This is a genomic window from Gynurincola endophyticus (genome assembly GCF_003991195.1).
Lineage (GTDB): Bacteria > Bacteroidota > Bacteroidia > Chitinophagales > Chitinophagaceae > Gynurincola > Gynurincola endophyticus.
The window spans coordinates 58,296-77,666 of the sequence record NZ_RCWL01000010.1 but is presented as its reverse complement, the minus strand read 5'-3'; the positions used below and the strand labels follow the sequence as shown (position 1 = coordinate 77,666).

Here is a 19,371-nt window from a genome sequence, read left to right as displayed (position 1 = left end):
CTTTTCTGCGTTATCTGCTGGATTTTTATACCAGTTTCATAACTTAAACCCGTAATGCCATAATTTCTTCTTCGCCCGTTCAAATGCCCTATCCTGATTCGAAAAATCTGAATAAGAGCCTGTGATACCGACATCAAATTTAAAAGGTATTTGAATAAGCGTAATGTTTTCACATTCTTCATCTGTAACCGGAAAAAATGCGCCACCGGGTGATTCATGATTAAAATGGTCTCCTTGTAATGCGTGACAAAATTCACAATGATTAGCCCAGTATTCTCCATTTACTGTTTTAGAAAAACCTAACTTAAAATCAGGAAATTGTTGCCTTACAAAAGAAGCAAAATTTTCATCAATATAAAAAACATGGCTAAAAAATGATTTCAACTCTGCTTTTTCAAACACCGATTCTTCATTATCAGAACCCTCTTCATCCAGGTAATAAAAATTATCTGAATATAAAGCAAGTACAGTTATTTTCTTCTTACACTTCCAGCACGATCTTTTATTCGACGCCATATAAAAAGGCGTTTTTAAAATGGTATCAATTTTATCGGTATCAAACCAGGTAAGAAAATCATTGATGTTTCTATGATCAGGAACATACCAGGTTTTCTCTTCAGCATCCCAAAAAGCACCTTTGCTTTTTGCAAGCTCTTTATCGGCATACGGAACATTAAGCTTCAGTGGCATAGCAAGAGTGTTTAGTTAACTTAATCTATCAAAGATCATTTTTATCAATGCTTTAACTGTGCGATACTTTCTAACTTTTGAGCGAGCTCTTCAGGCTTTTTTGTTCCGATGAGTATCTTTTTCTTATTGTTAAGCTCCAACTGCAATCCTTTATTGCCCGAAACATTAAAAGCTTTGCCGGAAAGCCCGATTCTCACACCCCATCCACCATATTCTAACAAAGCTGAATATTTTCTGATATAACATTTCGTCAGCGTATTCCAGGTGTACTGTTTAAACTTAAAATGAAACGGGAAAAAACGTACATAGATGCCATCATTTCTGATGATCGTATCTAAGCGAAGATTATACACCAGCAAAGTTATCAGTAGCGTCAACCCGGTAATGATCAGCAGAGTAGTATTATTCATGGGCTTATTTCCAAAGCTACGACCAATCACCAGCTGTATGAAAACGCCATATAAGAAAAAAGCGTTTACTCCCAATAACAGGATCCAGATCCACCATTGCTTAAATCGCTGTCTTTCGGTAAAGATTATTTCGTTCATGTTATATAGAATTATATGATCTTACAAGATTAAATCTGTCGGTATTGAAGTTACTTTATTATTTTCAGATCTCTGAAAGCAAACAGGGTGATGCGTGTGGTATGAATAAATAAAATATTTTTCATTTTTTCCGGATAACGAAGAATGCTCGGCAGTGATTTTGTATTCGTGTAATATAGAAAAAATAATGAGAGAGTAAATATTGAGAAGCTCTCGAACTAGAGTTTCACCAGGCAAATTATTCCACCAGTGTGACTTAATCAATAAAATTATCCATTTATTTATTTCTTTTTCTTTCGAGTGTCTTTAAGAAGCTTTTTTTCATCATTACTTAACTTTCTTTGTAATTTCTTTACGTCTTCAGCAGAAGGCAAATTTTCAGGAATAATACCCCTGTTTGTAAGCATATTCCTTACTGCTAAGTTATTATCAATATGTTCTTTTTCTATCTTACTTTGTCCTTTCAGATCTTTACTTTGAACATTTAATCCGGTCATTTCCGCTGCTAAATCTTTTGCTTTAATACTTATTGTTGGCAAAAAATCTGCAATTGGCCTACTTTCAGGAACACGCATTTTATATTTTAACATTTGTGTGTTCAACCGGAATAAGGCCTGATCGCCTTTACTTCTAATTATTGCAAACCCTTGAGAATCTACTCCTCTATCGTATAAAATCCCTGAAAGTTGTTTTTCTGTCTGATTTAATTTTTCTCTTGCTTTAACTCTCTCATATTCCAAAAAACGTTGTTCAATCAGCTCGGCTCTTCTTGATAATTTTGTGCAAAGGCTATTTCTATTTTACGGCTATCGCCATTTTGTGCAACTAAATAACGAGTTAATAAAAAATCATCTACTTCATCTTTAGCACCCTTGCCTTTAGTGATCATCTTCCTGACGTCGGGAAAGTGATAAATAACTTCTTCGCCAGCATTTCTGCAGGAATCTTTAGCTTTTTGTATTACTCTTTCAAAGTTTTCCCATTTGCTATACCCTAGTAAAAATTGCAAATCGCGTGCACTCCAACACTCAACGCCTTCTAATTCAGAAGCGGCTTCTTCAAATTTTCTGAATAAGTCTTTTATTTCTTCTGATTTCATTATTTTCTTTTTTTATATTTTATTCTAATATACATAATCGAATAATTAATATCAATTAGGAGAGTTGGGTAGAAGCTAAAATAAATTTAAAATTTACTTGTTATATTATTGGGGAGAAATATTTAAAGATAGATTTATTTGTATTATTAATAAAATAACAAAAATAGTTTTTATAATTTGGTACAACATCTCCAATTTTTTGTACAATTTTTTAAATATCCGATTGTATATTCTTACTATACTGTATTATCTTAAATATCAATCTACTTTTGTGAGTGCCTTTTCATTAAAATTCTTATCATTACCATGCTCTATAAGATAAAATCCCATTCCTATAAACCAATGGTAATAGAAAGTGTACTAAGCGCTGCAGGTACAAAATGCTCATTACTTAAAGGAATGAATTGCCCTAAAATACTTATTGAAAATATTACAGTTAAAAACCATCCTAATATTTTTTTTGAAAATTAGGATTGGGTCGAAGTATTTTCTACTTAACATTGTTAGGATAAAAATAATTATTGGGCTCAAAAAATCTAAATGCTTTCTTAACAGCTAAGATATTGGCGCCAAATTCCAATTCACTTATTTTATAGTAACCTTTCACATTGCTTTTTTACTAAAGAGGGAAAAGTATTAATTTTTATTACCTGCTCAGATACAAATCATCTTTAGCTAAGGCCTAATACATTTATTTCGGAGAAAGAATATATCTCTCCTTCCTTTTAAAATCAATACTAAATATAGGGTGTATTTTAATATTTAAGCTAAACAAAAGAAAATGTATTCAACTAAGTTTAAATAAGTAATCCCAACTAACCCATCTTAAAATTATTGATAATATCAAACACCCTGCACCGACAGTTTACCTTTCAACGCCTCTGCAATCAAAAATCCGTTTGTCCAGGCATTCTGAAAGTTGAAGCCGCCTGTTATGCCGTCAATATTCAATACTTCACCGGCGGCGAATAAACCCGGATATTTTTTAAATTCTAAAGTTTGCGGAACGATCTCTTTGGTATCGATACCTCCAGCCGTAACAAACTCCTCTTTAAAGGTCGTTTTTCCGTTTACGGCTACAGTAAAATTCACCAGGTGTTGAATGAGCTTATTTTCGCTCTTAGCAGGCAAATCGGCCCAGCGCATCTGCTCGGGTATACCGGCTGCTTTTACGAGGAACTGCCATAGTCTGTTCGGGATGGCAGCAAATGGAGATTTGGTAATGATCTGTTGAGTGGCTTTGCCAAAACGGAGCGACTGCATCGTAGGCACGATCGTCTGGTCATTAAACCCGGGTAACCAGTTTACCTGTGCATTGAACTGATACTTTAAATCAGCTAATTCTGTAGCGCCCCAGGCGCTTAACTTTAATACTGCCGGACCTGATAATCCCCAGTGGGTAATTAATACCGGACCGGTTTCTGTGAGTTTGGTTCCGATAATTTTTACAGCAGCCTGTGCTACTGATACACCCATTAATCCGGTAATGGGATGTTTAGGTAAATTAAAAGTAAATAAAGAAGGTTGCGGGGGAATAATATTTAAACCTAACGGTGATAACCAGTCGAACATTGATAACTTCGGTTGTCCACCGGTAGCAATCACCACATAGTCGGCCTGTAAAACCTCGTTACCGTGTGCGTATTGCACATCGAGGTCAAAACCTTTTTCTTTGGGATGAATGGCATTCACGCCGGCACCGGTGACAATTTTCACCTGGTATCGGTTCGCTTCCGCCAATAAACAATCTATAATTGTTTGTGAGTTGTTGGTGGTGGGAAACATGCGTCCGTCTGCTTCCGCATGTAGTTTAACACCTCTTTCCTGAAACCAGTCAATGGTGTTTTGCGTATAGAAATGATGAAACGATTTTTTCAGTACGTTTCCACCCCGGGGATATTTTTTCACCAGCTCGGGAATTTCAAAACACGCATGTGTTACATTACATCGACCTCCTCCCGAAATTTTCACTTTCGACAGCAGTTTATTCGTTTTTTCAACAATAGAGACTTGTAAACCGGGATGTAACCTGGCAGCATTCACAGCAGTAAAAAAACCTGCCGCGCCACCTCCGATTACGATCAGATGAGGTCGATGTTTCATATATTTTAAGCAGTAGCAGCTTCTTCTGTTTTCAATTCGATATTCGCTTTTTCAGCAGCTTCAATCGGTGTGTAATCAGATAAAATATCTGCCTTACCTTTTTTCACACACACATCGTGTTCAAAGTGAACAGATGGTTTTCCGTCCATGGTTCTGATCGTCCAGCCATCAGGTTCAGTGAATACGTCTTTCGTACCCATGTTGATCATCGGTTCGATGGCAAGCACCAGTCCTTCTTTCAATTTAGGGCCTTCACCTCTTCTACCATAGTTAGGCACCTGCGGGTCTTCGTGCATTTTTCGTCCGAGGCCGTGGCCTACCAGTTCACGCACCACACCGTAGCCGTGTTTCTTTTCGGTATGATTCTGAATGGCAAAAGCGATATCGCCGATTCTGTTGTTGACTACGGCTTTTTCGATGCCTTTGTACAAAGATTCTTTGGTAACGCGGATGAGCTGCATAATATCAGCCGGAACATCACCGATAGCGAAAGTATAAGCGTGGTCGCCATGGAACCCGTTTTTAAAGACGCCGATGTCAACGGAGATAATATCACCGTCTTTCAACTCTTTTTCATTCGGAAAACCGTGTACCACTACATCATTGACAGAAATGCAGCTGTTAAACGGATAGCCGTTGTAATTCAGAAACGAAGGCACACCTCCATTATCGCGGATATATTCACCGATGAATTTATCGAGCGAGAGGGTGGTAATACCCGGTTTAAGCATTTTTGCTACTTCTGTTAAAGTTCTGCTCACCGACAGGGCACTTTCGCGCATTAGTTCGATTTCGGCAGGCGTTTTATAAAAAACCATAACGCTGAGATATTTTTATTATAACAAAACCTGACCTCAAACTGTTTGGCAGTGAGTGGTCAGGTTTAAATATTTATTCTATTATCAATGCTTAGATAGGGGTAGTAGTAGTCTGACGACCCTGGATACGACCACTATTCATCAAACCATCATACTGGCGCATTAACAATTGAGTTTCGATTTGTTGTAAAGTATCTAATACAACACCCACCATGATGAGTAACGAAGTACCACCAAAGAAGGTAGAGAAGCTTGGCTGAACACCTAAGCGTTGAGCGAAGCCGGGTAAGATACCTACTAAAGCTAATAAGATAGCACCTGGTAAGGTAATTCTATCGAAGATAGCTGCGATATAATCAGCAGTTGGCTGACCAGGCTGAACACCCGGAATAAAACCATTGCTTCTTCTCAGATCGTCTGCGATCTGACGCGGATTATAGATCAATGCGGTGTAAACGTAGGTAAATGCGATTACCATTACAGAGTACACGACCATATACCATGCGTTAGAGTGGTCGCTGAAAATCTGAGCGATACCTTTAGTAGAATCGAAGTTGCTGAACAAGGTAGGTAAGAACATGATCGCCTGAGCGAAGATGATTGGCATTACCCCGGCGCTGTACAATTTGAATGGCAGGAACTGACGTGCTCCGCCGAATTGTTTGGCACCAACGATTTGTTTAGCGTATTGAAGAGGAATTTTACGTACAGCTTGAATTAATACGATTAATCCCATAACGATTGCTACGAAAACAGCGATTTCGATCAGGAAGAAGAATAATCCGCCGCCACCGCTGGTAGAGCGAGCTAACCACTCTTGCCACAGCGACTGAGGCAAACGGGCCAGGATACCCACCATGATGATAACAGAAGAACCGTTTCCTAAACCTTTGTCGGTGATTCTTTCACTCAACCACATAACGAATAAAGTACCTGCGGTTAGAATGATGGTAGTGCTGAACCAGAAATAGTCTTTGTAAGCTGCGAGCATTGCGTCACCACTTGTTTTCTGAAGGAAAGCAACGTACGCGCTGGACTGAAGGATAGCAACAATTACCGTAAGAACACGGGTGTATTGGTTAATTTTTTTTCTTCCGCTTTCGCCTTCTTTTTGCATTTTCTGGAACCGCGGATAAAGAAGGGTCATCAGCTGCATAAAGATTGAAGCAGAGATGTACGGCATGATACCTAAGGCAAGGATAGAAGCTTGCGAGAAGGCACCACCGGCAAAAGCGTCGATAAGACCAAGGATACCTCCACTGGAGGCAGCAGTGTTAATTTTGGAAGGATCCATCCCGGGAAGTACGATGTGTGTACCTAAGCGGTAGATTGCGATAAACGCTAAGGTAACAGTGATTTTACTTCTCAGTTCTGGGATGCTCCAAATATTCTTGAGCGTCTGAATAAATTTTTTCACGGACTGTAGAAATTTTTAAATGATCGCTTAAACAAAAAAGACGCATTTTCATGCGTCTACGCAAGTTACATAAATTACTTTACGATTTCTACTGACCCGCCAGCAGCTTCGATAGCAGCTTTAGCTTTCTCACTAACAGCATTCACACGGAAGCTAACTTTGTTTTTCAACTCACCATTGGCAAGGATCTTCACTTTATCGGTTCTGTTCACCAGGTTATTGATGTACAGGTTTTCTAAAGAGAACTCTTGTAATTCGTATTTTTCAACCAAATGATCTACCTGACCTAAGTTGAACACTTTGAACTCAACGCGGTTAATGTTGTTAAATCCACGTTTAGGAGTACGGCGTTGGATAGGCATCTGACCACCTTCGAAGGCGATTTTACGGCTGTAACCGGCACGGCTTTGACCACCTTTGTTACCTTTGGTTGAAGTACCACCTTTACCGGAAGCTTCACCACGTCCTAATCTTTTCTCTTTGTGTGTTGCGCCTTTCGCTGGTCTAATTTGATGTAATTTCATGAGATGTTTTTTTAACTCAACGGGGTTGACTCCCCTCGCTAAATAATTAATAATAAAAATAGGAAAGCTTACAATGCAAAATAAAGCATTGTAAGCTAAAAAGTTATTTCTGAATTAGATTTCTTCCACTTTCAATAGGTGGTTTACCTTACGGATCATACCTAAGATTTGGGGAGTAGTTTCTACTTCTTTAGAAACATGTAATTTATTTAATCCCAGCGCCTGCAAGGTCAGCTTTTGGCGTTCCGGGCGGTCGATGGCACTTTTTACAAGTGTTATTTTAATCTTTTTCATTATAATATGTTTCAGTACCCAGTAAAAGGGAAGCAAATGTATGAAATAAATTCAAGAATTTGAAACCGGATTTACCCTTGTACTATTTAACCATTGAATACCTTCTTCAAAGCCACTTTGCGTGTTTGGGCTACAGTAACTGGTTCACGTAATAATGATAAAGCTTTAAAAGTTGCTTTTACCACGTTGTGAGGGTTAGCTGAACCTAAAGATTTAGCCAATACGTCGGTTACACCAGCGCTTTCCAGTACAGCACGCATGCTACCTCCGGAAATTACACCGGTACCTTGAGCTGCAGGTTTAATTAAAACTATAGCTGCACCTTCTTTAGCTAATTGATCATGAGGAACAGTACCTTTCATGATAGGAACTTTAATCAGGTTCTTTTTAGCATCTTCGATACCTTTGGTAATAGCCTCTTGAACTTCTTTAGCTTTACCTAAACCATGACCTACCACACCGCTTCCGTTACCCACTACTACTAAAGCAGAAAAGCTGAATGCACGACCACCTTTGGTTGTTTTAACAACACGGTTGATAGCTACCACTTTCTCTTTAAGCTCCAGATCGCCGGCTTTTACTCTGTTTAAATTAACTTTTGCCATTATTTCAATTTGAAATTCTGTTTTAAAATAGAGGATTAGAATTGAAGACCACCTTCGCGTGCGCCATCAGCGATTGCTTTAACGCGGCCGTGATAAAGGTTACCACCACGGTCAAAAACAACAGTAGTAATGCCTAATTCTGTAGCTTTCTGAGCAATGGCTAATCCAACCAATTTACTTTTTTCAACTTTTGTACCTTTTTGAGCGGTAATGTCTTTTGCTTTAGAAGAAGCAGAAGCCAGCGTTGCACCGTTTACATCGTCAATAAGTTGAACGTAGATGTCGGTATTACTTCTGAAAACAGCCAATCTTGGTTTTTGAGCAACACCCGCAACTTTCTTACGGATATTGTAACGGATTTTCTGTCTTCTTAAAGATTTATTATTCATTGTATTTATTTTTTTCTTCCGATACTGCCGGAAGTAATTCTTATTAGTAGAATATATAAGGTTCTAAAGTGAGTGAGAAAAGCACTCACTTTAGAGATTAAACTATTTACCAGCAGCTTTACCGGCTTTACGACGGATAAATTCGCCCACGTATTTAACACCTTTTCCTTTGTAAGGCTCAGGTTTACGTAAACTACGGATTTTTGCTGCTACCTGACCTAATAATTGTTTGTCGACACCGGTCAAAGTGATTTTCGGGTTATCCCCTTTTTCAGTTTGAGTTACTACAGTCAGTTCAGACGGTACGTCAAAAATAATATTGTGAGAATATCCTAAAGATAAATCCAGGACATTACCTTGGTTAGAAGCTTTATAACCCACACCCACTAATTCGAGTTTTTTCTCGAATCCTTCAGTAACACCTTTTACCATATTTGCTACAAGCGAGCGGTATAAACCGTGCATGGCACGGTGACGAATTTGTTCAGTAGGACGGGTTACGTTCAGTTCACCGTCTTTTACTTCTACCGTGATATCTCTATCGATAGTTTGTTTTAATTCGCCTTTAGGTCCTTTTACAGTTACCACGTTATCTTTACCAACAGTGATGGTAACACCGGCAGGGATGACAACAGGTTTTTTACCTATACGAGACATAGTAATTAATTATTAATTATAAATAATAGATGATAATGGTTGAGCGAGTTCAGCTCCGTATAGAAAACTTAATGATCAACTCAACCTGAATATTTTCTAAATATTACTAGTAGATGTAGCAAAGAACTTCGCCACCTACGTTGTTTACTTTCGCTTGTTTATCGGTCATTACTCCTTTAGAAGTAGAAACGATAGCGATTCCTAAGCCGTTTTTCACTCTTTTGAATTCAGCAGGGCTAGCGTATTGGCGTAAACCAGGACGGCTAACTCTTTCCAAAGATTTGATAGCAGGCTCTTTACTTTGAGCATCATATTTAAGGGCGATTTTAATCACACCTTGTTTATTATCATCCTCAAATTTATATTTTAAGATATAACCTTGATCGTAAAGAATTTCGGTAATACGTTTTTTTAAGTTTGAAGCTGGGATTTCAACGATCCTGTGGCCAGCCATCTGCGCATTACGAACTCTGGTCAAGAAATCTGCTATGGGATCAGTTACCATTTTATTTGATATTATATCAGTTCACAATTTGTTTGAAATCGGGTGAAGATCTGTTGTTTCGAACAACCGATTACCAAGAAGCTTTTCTAACTCCCGGAATTTTTCCCTGTAAAGCCATGTCACGGAAAGTAACACGAGAAACACCGAAGTAACGGATGTAACCTTTAGGACGTCCTGTTAATTGACAACGGTTTTTAAGACGAACAGAAGATGAATTTTTTGGTAATTCGTCTAATGCAGCCCAATCGCCGGCAGCTTTTAATGCAGCACGTTTTTCAGCGTACTGAGCAACCATGCGTTCTCTTTTTCTTTGTCTGGCTTTAACTGACTCTTTAGCCATAATTGTAAATTTCGATTTTTTATAATGTTGAATCGGTAGTATACTACTTAGTACTTGCCCACTCACTAAAATGTTGAGTACTAAATAGCTTGCTCTTTACGAATGTTTTTGAAAGGCATTCCTAACTCTTTCAAAAGCTCGTAAGCTTCTTCGTTAGTACCAGCAGTGGTAACGAAAGTGATATCTAAACCGGTAATTTTATTTACTTTATCGATATCGATTTCAGGGAAGATGATTTGCTCTGTAACGCCTAAGGTATAGTTACCTCTGCCGTCGAAAGCTTTATCATTGATTCCTTTGAAGTCACGTACACGTGGTAAAGCGGTAGCGATTAATCTGTCTAAGAATTCGTACATCTGCGTACCTCTTAAAGTTACTCTTGCTCCAATTGGCATATTTTTACGCAATTTGAAGTTAGAGATATCTTTTTTAGACAAAGTAGGCACTGCTTTTTGACCAGTGATTAGCGTTAATTCATCAACAGCTACATCCACTAACTTTTTATCAGTTACTGCGCCATTAACACCGCGGTTCAAGCAGATTTTTTCTAAACGAGGAACCTGCATTACGCTGTCGTAGTTAAAACGCTTCATCAAAGCAGGTACAACATCTTTTTTGTACTTGTCTGCTAATCTTGGAGTATAATTTGTTGTGCTCATGTCTTAAAATTTATCCGTGTAAGGATGTCTGATTAGATAGCCTCTCCGGATTTTTTTGAAATACGTACCAATTTGCCATTGTTGCGAGTGCGTTTCACTTTAGCAGGAGCACCAGCTTTAGCATCCCATAACATCACGTTAGAGATATTGATAGGGGCTTCTTTTTTAACGATGCCACCTTTCGTCTCACGTGCTGACGGTTTGGTATGTTTAGTGATGATATTCACGCCTTCCACTAATATTTTACCAGTTTCAGGAAATACTTCCAACACCTTTTTAGGAGTGGTTCTGTTTTTATCATCACCAGCGATTACCACTACGGTATCACCTTTTTTGATATTAAATTTAGGTTTGAATCGATTACTCATTTTCGTATAATTTTTCTCAAAAGAGAATTATTGACTTGCTTTCTGTTCTTTGCAATTGCATTGAACGGGTATTAAAGAACTTCAGGAGCCAACGAAATAATTTTCATGTATCCTTTATCGCGCAATTCACGAGCAACTGGTCCGAAGATACGAGTACCTCTTGGATCGTCAGAGTTGTTCAATAATACTACTGCATTGTCGTCGAAACGGATATAAGAACCATCTTTACGACGTAATTTGTTTTTAGTACGAACAATTACGGCTTTAGTAACGGTTCCTTTTTTGATTCCACCTGCTGGGATAGCATCTTTTACAGTAACCACGATTTTATCACCAATTTTGGCGTAATCCTGGCCGCTGTTTCCCAGTACGCGAATACAAAGTACTTCTTTTGCGCCACTATTATCAGCTACGTTTAATCGGCTTTCTTGCTGAATCATTGTATTAAGCTTTAGCTCCTACCGTTAGCAATTGCTAACAGCAAATGATTAAAAAATGTTTATGAACAAATGCGGAGTACTATTTCGCTTTCTCAACGATCTCAACCAGTCTCCAACGCTTTGTTTTACTTAATGGGCGAGTCTCCATAATTTTAACCGTATCGCCAATTCCAGTTTCATTTTTTTCATCATGAGCGTGGAACTTCGTGGTCTTTTTTACGAACTTGCCATAGATAGGGTGTTTCACCTTTCTTTCAACTGCAACGGTGATGGTTTTGTCCATTTTATTGCTAGTAACCACCCCTGTTCTAGTTTTACGCAAATTTCTTTCAGACATACTATTTAGCTTTTAGCTATTTGCCTTTGTTTTGCAAAGACATATAATTTAAAAATTGTCTACTATCTAATTGGTAACAACTTCTTTCGAAATTGACACCTTACGCATTATTAGATTTACCCGTTAAAAGCGTTTTTAAGCGAGCGATGTCTTTGCGTAAAGCACGGATGCTCATTGGATTCTCTAAAGGAGAAATTGCGTGAGCAAACTCGAGCTTCTTCAAACGCAACTCATCTTCCTGAATGCGCGCCTGTAAATCTGCTACAGACAGATCTTTCAGACTATTTAAGAACTCAATTTTCTTTGACATTGTTTATAAATTTGAATTTCGAAAATTTGAAAATTTGAAGTTGAAAAGGAAAGATGCACGACCATACTTCACCTTTTTTTCGAATTTCAAACTTTCCGGTTTGGATTATGCTTGAAGGTCTCTACGAACAATGAATTTCGTTTTGATCGGCAATTTTTGCGCCGCTAACTCCATAGCATCTTTAGCAACTTGTAAAGGAACACCATCGCATTCGAAAAGGATACGACCTGGTTCTACAACTGCTGCCCAAAACTCAGGGTTACCTTTACCTTTACCCATACGTACTTCTAAAGGCTTACGAGTAACTGATTTATCAGGGAAAACACGAATCCATACGTTACCCTCACGTTTCATTGCGCGGGTCATAGCCTGACGAGCTGCTTCAATCTGACGGTTGGTTAACCATACAGGCTCCAGAGCTTTAATGGCGAAAGAACCGAATGAAATTGAAGTTCCTCTTTTAGCAACCTCACGGATACGTCCTTTTTGGGATTTCCTGTGTTTCGTTCTTTTAGGCTGTAACATTTATAAAACTATTTGAAAATTTTAAAATTGATCTTGATAACGATTCTGCCTCACTTTACTGATTCACCGTCGTTATCGCATCGTTGAACAGTATTTTATGCTGGTCTTTTTTCTCCGCGGTTACGGTTATTTCCACCACCTCTTCTTTCGCCACCGCCATCTCTACGCTCTCTTCTGTCGCTTACTTCACTTTTACCACCTACGAAGTTCGGATTCAAATCTCTTTGTCCTAAGACTTCACCTTTACAGATCCATACTTTGATACCGATTTTACCGTACACGGTTAATGCAAATACGTTTGCATAATCGATATCCATACGTAATGTATGTAATGGAGTACGTCCTTGTTTGATTTCTTCTGAACGAGCAATTTCAGCACCACCTAAACGGCCGCTTACTTTAATTTTGATACCTTCTGCACCCATACGTAATGCTGAAGCGATCGCCATTTTGATAGCTCTTTTATAATTGATACGGTTCTCAATCTGACGCGCAATCGTATCACCTACAATCATCGCATCCAATTCAGGACGACGAATCTCCAGGATGTTGATTTGTACGTCTTCTTTACCAGTCAATTTTTTCAGCTCTTCTTTAATACGGTCAACTTCGTTGCCACCTTTACCTATGATGATACCTGGCTTAGAAGTGTGAATGGTAACAATCAGTTTATTCAGCGTACGCTCAATAACGATTTTAGCGATTCCACCTTTATTGATACGAGCATTCAAATAAGTTCTGATTTTATTATCCTCGATCAATTTGGTAGAAAAATCTTTTTTGTTACCATACCAGTTGGATTCCCAACCACGAATGATCCCCAACCTGGCACCAATAGGATTTGTTTTCTGACCCATTTATTTCAATTTGAAAATTTGAAAATTAGTTTTTAGCATCTACAATTATCGTTACGTGATTGCTACGCTTACGTAGGCGATATGCTCTACCTTGCGGAGCTGGTAACATACGTTTGATCGTACGGGCACCATCAACGAAGATCGTTTTAACGATCAGGTTTACATCTGCTACGCCCTGACCCTCATTCTTCTGCTCCCAGTTATTGATAGCACTCTTCAATAATTTGTATAAAGGAGTGGCTGAATGCTGTGGGTGAAACTCCAGTAATGCCAATGCTTTCTCCACTTCCATTCCACGGATCTCATCAGCTAGCAAACGCATTCTGCGCGGTGATGTTGGATAATTCTTAAGTTTAGCTACTGCTTCCATTTTTTATTATTTCAACATTTCTGGTTTCTACTCACTTTAGCTTTCAAAACCCAGAAACTTAGTGATTACTTTTTATTTGCGTGTCCTCTGAAATTACGGGTAGGTGCAAACTCTCCTAATTTGTGGCCAACCATAAATTCTGTCACATAAACAGGGATGAATTTATTGCCATTGTGCACCGCCAAGGTATGTCCCACAAAATCCGGAGTAATAGTTGAACGACGGCTCCAAGTCTTGATCACACCTTTCTTCGTTTTGCCTTCGTTTACTGCTAAAACCTTTTTCTCCAATTTAGTGGCTACATAAGGACCTTTTTTAATTGAACGAGCCATATCTTGATTTTAGTTGATGTTTAAAAAGTTATTTTTTGGCTAATTTCTTACCATCTTTTCTCTGTAGAATCAGTTTGTCACTGCCTTTACCGCGCTTACGGGTTTTCAAACCTTTCGCATATTTACCGGTTCTTGAGCGTGGGTGACCACCAGAGCTTCTACCTTCACCACCACCCATCGGGTGATCTACCGGGTTCATCGCTACACCGCGGGTTCTAGGACGAATGCCTTTCCAACGGTTACGACCTGCTTTACCCATTGTTTCCAAGCTATGATCTCCGTTAGATACTACACCTACTGTAGCGTAACAGTTGATCAATACTTTTCTTAGTTCACCAGAAGGCATTTTCAATACTGCATAACGCTCTTCTTTGTTGGTAAGCTGTGCTGAAGTACCTGCACTACGTACTAATTTACCACCCTGACCAGGCTGCATCTCAATGTTATGGATGTTAGTACCTAATGGCATGTTCTTCATTTGCAATGAGTTTCCAATTTCAGGAGCTACTGCGTCACCAGACACTACAGTAGTACCTACCTGCAAACCTTGCGGTGCCAAAATATATCTTTTCTCACCATCAGCATAATTCAATAATGCGATGAACGCTGTACGGTTCGGATCGTATTCGATTGATACAACTGTAGCAGGAATTTCACTCTTGTTACGTTTGAAATCAATTACACGATACATTTTTTTATTTCCACCACCGATATAACGCATAGATCTGCGACCTTGCGCGTTACGGCCACCAGTAGACTTTACTTTCTCAACTAATGACTTTTCAGGTACATTGGTAGTAACCTCAGCATAAGCATTGCCGATTCTCCAACGCGTTCCCGCAGTCATTGGTTTAAACTTCTTTACTGCCATTTTTTAGTGCTTATTCAGTTTTTAAAATTCGTTTGTCAATGCTTCGCGGCGATTGACTCGCCATACTATTTAAAAGGTCGATTAAATATTTGCGTATAAATCGATTGCTTCACCTTCAGCTACTTTTACATATGCTTTTTTATAAGCAGGCTTAACACCTGAAATAAAACCAGCTTTAGTGAAACGACTTTTAGCTTTTCCCGGAACTACGATAGTGTTTACTTCTATAATTTTTACACCATAAAAGCTCTCTACCGCTTTTTTAATTTCCAGTTTATTCGCCTTACGATTAACACGGAATGCATAAGTTGCTGCTTTATCAGTAAGCTTATTGCTTTTCTCGGTTAAAATCGGTTTTATCAGCACTTCTGAGAGTTTCATATTAACTCGATTTGAAAAAATTTGAAAATAATTGCTAGCATTCTAGCTTTCTAATTAAGCTGCTGCTTCTTCTTCCTCACTGAAAATTTTCGCTACCGCCTCTGTAATCACAAGAACATCAGCATTGATAATGTCATAAGTATTAATATCAGCTACGTGTGTACCATTTACTCTTGGAATGTTGCGTAAGCTTAAATATAAGTTACTGTTCTCTTCCGGTAATAATACTAATGACTTCTTGCTATCAATGTTTAAAGCTTTCAAAATCGCAACTACATCTTTTGTTTTCGGTGCATCTAAGTTGATGTCCTCAACAATTACGATCGCCTGCTCTTTTGCTTTATAACTTAATGCACTGATTTTTGCTAAATCTTTCACCTTACGGTTTAATTTGAAGCTATAATCACGTGGCTTAGGTCCGAAAATAGTACCACCACCTTTGTATAAAGGGTTACGAAGGTTACCTTTACGAGAACCACCGGTACCTTTCTGACGGTGTAACTTTTTGCTAGACCCTTTAACCTCTAAACGGGTCTTTACTTTGTGCGTACCCTGACGTTGTGCAGCTAAATATTGTTTAACTGACAGGTAGATTACGTGATCGTTCGGCTCTGCACCAAAAATTTCTTCTGGTAACTCTACAGTACGACCTGTTTTTCCACCTTTTATATTTAAAACATCTACTTGCATTGTACTAATTTTTAATCGCCTTATTTATACAGCAGGCTACGCTGTCGTTTCACTTTCGTGTAGAATGATTATTTCTGAATCAAAACAATAGCACCGTTATGGCCTGGTACTGAACCACTCACTAAGATGTAATTTTTCTCAGGGAATATTTTCAATATTTTCAGTCCTTTCACTTTCACGCGATCGTTACCCATACGGCCAGCCATACGCATACCTTTGAAAACGCGAGAAGCGTCAGAAGAGTTACCAATTGAACCTGGCGCTCTTTGACGGTCGTGTTGTCCGTGAGATTGCTCACCAACACCAGAGAATCCATGACGTTTTACAACACCCTGGAAACCTTTACCTTTTGTTGTACCAACAACTTCTACTTTCTCGCCTTCAGCGAAGATTTCAACTGTCAGTGCATCACCCAAATTTGTTTCGATGGAAAAATCGCGGAATTCTTTTACTACTTTCTTACCGGCTGTATTTGCCTTTGCGAAGTGATTTTTTTCAGCACCAGTAGTGTGCTTATCTTTCTTATCGCCGTACCCAATCTGTACTGCGTTGTAGCCGTCAGTATCTTTTGTCTTTACCTGAGTAACTACACAGGGACCGGCTTCAATGATGGTGCAGGAGGTCTGCTTACCATCAGGACTGAAGATGCTGGTCATCCCGATTTTTTTGCCAATGATTCCTTTCATCGTTGTTCTGTTTTTGCCTTCTTGGTTTAAGAGACAATTGCAATAGAAATACATTATGCGCATACGCGGCCTGTACAACCATGACAACTTCAATCCCCGTTTGCTATTGACCTTTTCCGTTTGCGTTTCTCGTATCTAAATAACCTTCGTTACCTCAATCGATACATAACTTAGGAAGTACCAATAGTAAACTAACCGCGAAGGGCTAGTTCATATTTTGTTTAATGTTAGCTACTTTCGCCCGCCTTCGCAAGCGGGCGAAATGTTTTTATTTGTATACCCAGCGCTGCTTTATCTGTGATTCATCACAAAGTTTACAGATAGGTTTGCAAAGATCTTAATTAACTCTTATAAAGAAAAACACCCCGTTCGTTCCTCCTAACTAATAAGAGAACCCAACGGAGCACTTTCTTACGCCTTAATCTCTACCTCAACACCTGACGGTAAGTCTAATTTAGACAACGCATCTACAGTGCGGCTAGAAGAAGTGTAAATATCCAATAAACGCTTGTGCGTACATAACTGGAATTGTTCACGACTCTTCTTATTCACGTGCGGCGAACGTAAAACAGTAAATATCTTTTTACGAGTAGGTAAAGGAATTGGACCTGTTACCACTGCTCCGGTGCTACGAACAGTTTTAACGATTTTCTCAGCTGATTTATCAACTAAATTGTGATCGTAAGACTGTAATTTGATTCTTATTCTTTGAGACATAAAGCAAACCCATTTTTGGAATGGGGATGCAAAGGTAGGAGATGTTTCCGTTTAGGCAAAATTTTTTGAGACTTTTTTTTCGAAAAATCTCAAATTTTATGTTTTCACATAAAACCTTCAAAATCACCTATTTCGTCGTTCACCTTCCAGCTCGCAAGTTCCCTTTTCCTGTTTGTATGTTTAATTCTATTTTTTCCTTTACCAAAAATTTACTATCTTAATAGAAGAACTTCTTCCTAAAGTGCATTTTTTTGGAGCTGCAAAAATAATCATTCTACACAATCTAACAACTTATTTCCTCGCTATTTTCTAAAATATTCAGCTGTTTTTTTATTCAACTGTACATTTTGGGCTCTTTTAAGAGTTCTTTTTTACTTTACACGCTTAAAATCAATCCCGTTTCCTCCCTGCTCAAAGTAAAACCCATCCGCTTTTCCGTTCAGTTTTACTTTAATACTCGCCGGCCTGAACTCATATACCCCTTCCGACAACTCGCTTAACTCAAACGGCGCCTGCCCTGTCGCCTGTCCGAACAATCTGCCTTTCTTTACGATCAGATTGATTTTCAACGGTACTCCTTCAGTAGCATATTCTCCTACATACTTTTTCAATTCTTCCTCATTGCTTAACATTTTACTATAATCCGGCATCTTGAAATCACCCCCCTGGTAAATCTTAATGATATCCGCCAATACCGGATCCACTCCCCCATATTGAGCGTTTGCAGCGATAGAAAACGATAACCCGGTTTCTGAATTTACCTGATAGCCCGACAAAAAACCATCAATTGCACCACCATGCCCCCAATAATACTGTTCTCCCTGCTTTGTACGGAATAACCCCAGGCCTACTTCATCCACTACTTCCTGCATTGCTTTTAAAGAGCCCGGCTTGATTATTTTGCCATTGAATAAAGCCCACGAAAACTGATTCAGCGAACGCGGATTCGAACTGATCGCACCAGCTCCCACCGGAATTGACGGATCCGTTTCGTTTTGCTTCACCCAGATTGAATCTATATTCCAGCTATAAGAATAAGCTTCATTTTGTTGCACATCGGTTTTACGCATGTAATAAGTTGACTCCAGCCTGGCTGGTTTTACAATATACTGATTCAGTAAAGAGGCATAATCTTTTTTATACACTTTCTCTAAAATGAAAGTGAGTAGTATGTAGTTTGAATTACTATATTGATATTTTTCGCCGGGAGTGAAAACCGGATCTTTACTGCTGATTCTTTCCACCCACTGTTGCTGTGTTACCGGCTGCTGATAATACTGGCGATATGCCGGATCATTTGTTATATTAAAGATACCCGAACGGTGTTGTAACAAATTTTTTATAGTGACTTTATCCGAATTCTTCACCGTTGGAAAATATTTCGACAGCGAATCGTTCAAGCTCAATTTTTTATCTTCCACCGCCTTCATAATCAATACAGCGGTAAAAGTTTTTGAAATAGATCCCACACGAAACTTCGTATCCAGATTAATCGGCACCTTTTGCTGGTAATCCCTGTACCCTACCGCATAATCCATTACCGGACGGCCGTCTTTATAAATGGATACCGCTCCCATAAACCGTTCATACTTATAGAGTGTATCTATGTAAGCTTTTATTTTTTCAAGCTCAGGAGTCTGAGCATGCATTCCCAACCCTGCGAACAGCATTGAGAAAATAAAAAGTAACTTTTTCATATTTGTTTTTTGGCTTTGATGATTAGTCGTTAAAAGTTTGTTTTTATTACATATGACCCCTTCAGGGTCGATTCAGCTATACAAAAAGATCTTACAAGCAAAATAATGAGCTTATAACTATGATTTTTATACTGCAAACAAA

The 19,371-nt window shown here is 38.7% G+C and carries 29 protein-coding genes; all 29 read right to left on the bottom strand.

The genetic code is table 11. The features are described 5' to 3' along the window. Positions 1-36 precede the first annotated feature (36 nt). The 29 genes from D9O48_RS16685 to D9O48_RS16550 all read right to left on the bottom strand — a co-directional run bounded on the left by D9O48_RS16685 (position 37) and on the right by D9O48_RS16550 (position 19,229). Positions 37-690, bottom strand: a complete 654-nt coding sequence (locus D9O48_RS16685; RefSeq protein ID WP_126974133.1) for a DUF5710 domain-containing protein — start codon at positions 688-690, stop codon at positions 37-39. Between the two features lie 44 nt (positions 691-734). After that, positions 735-1,238 carry a DUF6141 family protein gene (locus D9O48_RS16680; protein WP_126974132.1) on the bottom strand — a complete coding sequence of 168 codons (504 nt, stop codon included), beginning with the start codon at positions 1,236-1,238 and terminating at the stop codon, positions 735-737. A gap of 281 nt (positions 1,239-1,519) precedes the next feature. Continuing rightward, complete coding sequence (locus tag D9O48_RS19050) at positions 1,520-1,978, bottom strand: hypothetical protein (RefSeq protein ID WP_233589267.1); 459 nt, start codon at positions 1,976-1,978, stop codon at positions 1,520-1,522. Between the two features lie 14 nt (positions 1,979-1,992). Further along, positions 1,993-2,337: a hypothetical protein gene (locus D9O48_RS19045; RefSeq protein ID WP_233589266.1), complete on the bottom strand. Its 345-nt coding sequence runs from the start codon at positions 2,335-2,337 to the stop codon at positions 1,993-1,995. 843 nt (positions 2,338-3,180) lie between these two features. Further along, complete coding sequence (locus D9O48_RS16670; RefSeq protein WP_126974131.1) at positions 3,181-4,440, bottom strand: BaiN/RdsA family NAD(P)/FAD-dependent oxidoreductase; 1,260 nt, start codon at positions 4,438-4,440, stop codon at positions 3,181-3,183. A 5-nt stretch (positions 4,441-4,445) separates the two neighbouring features. Next, complete coding sequence (gene map / locus D9O48_RS16665; RefSeq protein WP_126974130.1) at positions 4,446-5,258, bottom strand: type I methionyl aminopeptidase; 813 nt, start codon at positions 5,256-5,258, stop codon at positions 4,446-4,448. A 91-nt stretch (positions 5,259-5,349) separates the two neighbouring features. Further along, positions 5,350-6,675 carry a preprotein translocase subunit SecY gene (gene secY / locus D9O48_RS16660; RefSeq protein WP_126974129.1) on the bottom strand — a complete coding sequence of 442 codons (1,326 nt, stop codon included), beginning with the start codon at positions 6,673-6,675 and terminating at the stop codon, positions 5,350-5,352. Positions 6,676-6,749: 74 nt separating this feature from the next. Next, the gene (rplO, locus tag D9O48_RS16655; RefSeq protein WP_126974128.1) at positions 6,750-7,199 is read right to left on the bottom strand and encodes a 50S ribosomal protein L15; all 450 of its coding nucleotides are present in this window, start codon (positions 7,197-7,199) and stop codon (positions 6,750-6,752) included. A gap of 114 nt (positions 7,200-7,313) precedes the next feature. Next, the gene (gene rpmD / locus D9O48_RS16650; RefSeq protein ID WP_126974127.1) at positions 7,314-7,493 is read right to left on the bottom strand and encodes a 50S ribosomal protein L30; all 180 of its coding nucleotides are present in this window, start codon (positions 7,491-7,493) and stop codon (positions 7,314-7,316) included. Between the two features lie 86 nt (positions 7,494-7,579). Continuing rightward, entirely contained in the window at positions 7,580-8,098 is a 519-nt protein-coding gene (gene rpsE, locus D9O48_RS16645) for a 30S ribosomal protein S5 (RefSeq protein WP_126974126.1), read from the bottom strand. Between the two features lie 35 nt (positions 8,099-8,133). Beyond that, entirely contained in the window at positions 8,134-8,487 is a 354-nt protein-coding gene (rplR, locus tag D9O48_RS16640; protein WP_126974125.1) for a 50S ribosomal protein L18, read from the bottom strand. A 102-nt stretch (positions 8,488-8,589) separates the two neighbouring features. Beyond that, positions 8,590-9,144 (bottom strand): 50S ribosomal protein L6, encoded by a 555-nt coding sequence (rplF, locus tag D9O48_RS16635; RefSeq protein ID WP_126974124.1) that lies wholly within the window; start codon positions 9,142-9,144, stop codon positions 8,590-8,592. A gap of 106 nt (positions 9,145-9,250) precedes the next feature. Then, positions 9,251-9,649, bottom strand: a complete 399-nt coding sequence (rpsH, locus tag D9O48_RS16630; RefSeq protein WP_126974123.1) for a 30S ribosomal protein S8 — start codon at positions 9,647-9,649, stop codon at positions 9,251-9,253. Between the two features lie 70 nt (positions 9,650-9,719). Beyond that, a complete protein-coding gene (gene rpsN, locus D9O48_RS16625; RefSeq protein WP_126974122.1) occupies positions 9,720-9,989 on the bottom strand; it encodes a 30S ribosomal protein S14 in 270 nt (89 codons plus the stop codon). 80 nt (positions 9,990-10,069) lie between these two features. Next, entirely contained in the window at positions 10,070-10,648 is a 579-nt protein-coding gene (gene rplE / locus D9O48_RS16620; RefSeq protein ID WP_126974121.1) for a 50S ribosomal protein L5, read from the bottom strand. 32 nt (positions 10,649-10,680) lie between these two features. Beyond that, positions 10,681-11,016: a 50S ribosomal protein L24 gene (rplX, locus tag D9O48_RS16615; protein ID WP_126974120.1), complete on the bottom strand. Its 336-nt coding sequence runs from the start codon at positions 11,014-11,016 to the stop codon at positions 10,681-10,683. A 71-nt stretch (positions 11,017-11,087) separates the two neighbouring features. Then, the gene (gene rplN, locus D9O48_RS16610) at positions 11,088-11,456 is read right to left on the bottom strand and encodes a 50S ribosomal protein L14 (protein ID WP_126974119.1); all 369 of its coding nucleotides are present in this window, start codon (positions 11,454-11,456) and stop codon (positions 11,088-11,090) included. Positions 11,457-11,535: 79 nt separating this feature from the next. After that, positions 11,536-11,793: a 30S ribosomal protein S17 gene (gene rpsQ / locus D9O48_RS16605; protein ID WP_126974118.1), complete on the bottom strand. Its 258-nt coding sequence runs from the start codon at positions 11,791-11,793 to the stop codon at positions 11,536-11,538. Between the two features lie 100 nt (positions 11,794-11,893). Further along, positions 11,894-12,103: a 50S ribosomal protein L29 gene (gene rpmC / locus D9O48_RS16600; protein ID WP_126974117.1), complete on the bottom strand. Its 210-nt coding sequence runs from the start codon at positions 12,101-12,103 to the stop codon at positions 11,894-11,896. Positions 12,104-12,208: 105 nt separating this feature from the next. Continuing rightward, a complete protein-coding gene (gene rplP, locus D9O48_RS16595) occupies positions 12,209-12,628 on the bottom strand; it encodes a 50S ribosomal protein L16 (protein WP_126974116.1) in 420 nt (139 codons plus the stop codon). Between the two features lie 95 nt (positions 12,629-12,723). Continuing rightward, a complete protein-coding gene (gene rpsC, locus D9O48_RS16590; RefSeq protein ID WP_126974115.1) occupies positions 12,724-13,485 on the bottom strand; it encodes a 30S ribosomal protein S3 in 762 nt (253 codons plus the stop codon). Positions 13,486-13,510: 25 nt separating this feature from the next. Continuing rightward, positions 13,511-13,855 (bottom strand): 50S ribosomal protein L22, encoded by a 345-nt coding sequence (gene rplV / locus D9O48_RS16585; protein WP_126974114.1) that lies wholly within the window; start codon positions 13,853-13,855, stop codon positions 13,511-13,513. 65 nt (positions 13,856-13,920) lie between these two features. Continuing rightward, entirely contained in the window at positions 13,921-14,187 is a 267-nt protein-coding gene (gene rpsS / locus D9O48_RS16580; protein WP_126974113.1) for a 30S ribosomal protein S19, read from the bottom strand. A 28-nt stretch (positions 14,188-14,215) separates the two neighbouring features. Continuing rightward, entirely contained in the window at positions 14,216-15,058 is an 843-nt protein-coding gene (gene rplB / locus D9O48_RS16575) for a 50S ribosomal protein L2 (protein ID WP_126974112.1), read from the bottom strand. An 81-nt stretch (positions 15,059-15,139) separates the two neighbouring features. After that, positions 15,140-15,439 carry a 50S ribosomal protein L23 gene (gene rplW / locus D9O48_RS16570; RefSeq protein WP_126974111.1) on the bottom strand — a complete coding sequence of 100 codons (300 nt, stop codon included), beginning with the start codon at positions 15,437-15,439 and terminating at the stop codon, positions 15,140-15,142. A gap of 54 nt (positions 15,440-15,493) precedes the next feature. Then, positions 15,494-16,129, bottom strand: a complete 636-nt coding sequence (gene rplD, locus D9O48_RS16565; RefSeq protein WP_126974110.1) for a 50S ribosomal protein L4 — start codon at positions 16,127-16,129, stop codon at positions 15,494-15,496. Positions 16,130-16,197: 68 nt separating this feature from the next. Next, a complete protein-coding gene (gene rplC, locus D9O48_RS16560; protein WP_126974109.1) occupies positions 16,198-16,815 on the bottom strand; it encodes a 50S ribosomal protein L3 in 618 nt (205 codons plus the stop codon). Between the two features lie 411 nt (positions 16,816-17,226). Beyond that, entirely contained in the window at positions 17,227-17,532 is a 306-nt protein-coding gene (gene rpsJ / locus D9O48_RS16555; RefSeq protein ID WP_014220852.1) for a 30S ribosomal protein S10, read from the bottom strand. A 371-nt stretch (positions 17,533-17,903) separates the two neighbouring features. Beyond that, entirely contained in the window at positions 17,904-19,229 is a 1,326-nt protein-coding gene (locus D9O48_RS16550; protein WP_126974108.1) for a serine hydrolase domain-containing protein, read from the bottom strand. Between the last annotated feature and the right edge of the window lie 142 nt (positions 19,230-19,371).

What these genes read in the sequence shown, in the direction of transcription:
- rplO (WP_126974128.1), bottom strand. Translation starts at nt 7,199, where the DNA reads ATGAAATTACATCAAATTAGACCAGCGAAAGGCGCAACACACAAAGAG.
- D9O48_RS16680 (WP_126974132.1), bottom strand. Translation starts at nt 1,238, where the DNA reads ATGAACGAAATAATCTTTACCGAAAGACAGCGATTTAAGCAATGGTGG.
- rpmC (WP_126974117.1), bottom strand. Translation starts at nt 12,103, where the DNA reads ATGTCAAAGAAAATTGAGTTCTTAAATAGTCTGAAAGATCTGTCTGTA.
- rplX (WP_126974120.1), bottom strand. Translation starts at nt 11,016, where the DNA reads ATGAGTAATCGATTCAAACCTAAATTTAATATCAAAAAAGGTGATACC.
- rpsN (WP_126974122.1), bottom strand. Translation starts at nt 9,989, where the DNA reads ATGGCTAAAGAGTCAGTTAAAGCCAGACAAAGAAAAAGAGAACGCATG.
- D9O48_RS16685 (WP_126974133.1), bottom strand. Translation starts at nt 690, where the DNA reads ATGCCACTGAAGCTTAATGTTCCGTATGCCGATAAAGAGCTTGCAAAA.
- rpsS (WP_126974113.1), bottom strand. Translation starts at nt 14,187, where the DNA reads ATGGCTCGTTCAATTAAAAAAGGTCCTTATGTAGCCACTAAATTGGAG.
- rplD (WP_126974110.1), bottom strand. Translation starts at nt 16,129, where the DNA reads ATGCAAGTAGATGTTTTAAATATAAAAGGTGGAAAAACAGGTCGTACT.
- D9O48_RS16550 (WP_126974108.1), bottom strand. Translation starts at nt 19,229, where the DNA reads ATGAAAAAGTTACTTTTTATTTTCTCAATGCTGTTCGCAGGGTTGGGA.
- rplF (WP_126974124.1), bottom strand. Translation starts at nt 9,144, where the DNA reads ATGTCTCGTATAGGTAAAAAACCTGTTGTCATCCCTGCCGGTGTTACC.
- rplR (WP_126974125.1), bottom strand. Translation starts at nt 8,487, where the DNA reads ATGAATAATAAATCTTTAAGAAGACAGAAAATCCGTTACAATATCCGT.
- rplC (WP_126974109.1), bottom strand. Translation starts at nt 16,815, where the DNA reads ATGAAAGGAATCATTGGCAAAAAAATCGGGATGACCAGCATCTTCAGT.
- rplE (WP_126974121.1), bottom strand. Translation starts at nt 10,648, where the DNA reads ATGAGCACAACAAATTATACTCCAAGATTAGCAGACAAGTACAAAAAA.
- rpsE (WP_126974126.1), bottom strand. Translation starts at nt 8,098, where the DNA reads ATGGCAAAAGTTAATTTAAACAGAGTAAAAGCCGGCGATCTGGAGCTT.
- rpsH (WP_126974123.1), bottom strand. Translation starts at nt 9,649, where the DNA reads ATGGTAACTGATCCCATAGCAGATTTCTTGACCAGAGTTCGTAATGCG.
- map (WP_126974130.1), bottom strand. Translation starts at nt 5,258, where the DNA reads ATGGTTTTTTATAAAACGCCTGCCGAAATCGAACTAATGCGCGAAAGT.
- rpmD (WP_126974127.1), bottom strand. Translation starts at nt 7,493, where the DNA reads ATGAAAAAGATTAAAATAACACTTGTAAAAAGTGCCATCGACCGCCCG.
- D9O48_RS19045 (WP_233589266.1), bottom strand. Translation starts at nt 2,337, where the DNA reads ATGAAATCAGAAGAAATAAAAGACTTATTCAGAAAATTTGAAGAAGCC.
- rplW (WP_126974111.1), bottom strand. Translation starts at nt 15,439, where the DNA reads ATGAAACTCTCAGAAGTGCTGATAAAACCGATTTTAACCGAGAAAAGC.
- rplB (WP_126974112.1), bottom strand. Translation starts at nt 15,058, where the DNA reads ATGGCAGTAAAGAAGTTTAAACCAATGACTGCGGGAACGCGTTGGAGA.
- rplP (WP_126974116.1), bottom strand. Translation starts at nt 12,628, where the DNA reads ATGTTACAGCCTAAAAGAACGAAACACAGGAAATCCCAAAAAGGACGT.
- D9O48_RS16670 (WP_126974131.1), bottom strand. Translation starts at nt 4,440, where the DNA reads ATGAAACATCGACCTCATCTGATCGTAATCGGAGGTGGCGCGGCAGGT.
- rpsQ (WP_126974118.1), bottom strand. Translation starts at nt 11,793, where the DNA reads ATGTCTGAAAGAAATTTGCGTAAAACTAGAACAGGGGTGGTTACTAGC.
- rplV (WP_126974114.1), bottom strand. Translation starts at nt 13,855, where the DNA reads ATGGAAGCAGTAGCTAAACTTAAGAATTATCCAACATCACCGCGCAGA.
- rpsJ (WP_014220852.1), bottom strand. Translation starts at nt 17,532, where the DNA reads ATGTCTCAAAGAATAAGAATCAAATTACAGTCTTACGATCACAATTTA.
- rpsC (WP_126974115.1), bottom strand. Translation starts at nt 13,485, where the DNA reads ATGGGTCAGAAAACAAATCCTATTGGTGCCAGGTTGGGGATCATTCGT.
- rplN (WP_126974119.1), bottom strand. Translation starts at nt 11,456, where the DNA reads ATGATTCAGCAAGAAAGCCGATTAAACGTAGCTGATAATAGTGGCGCA.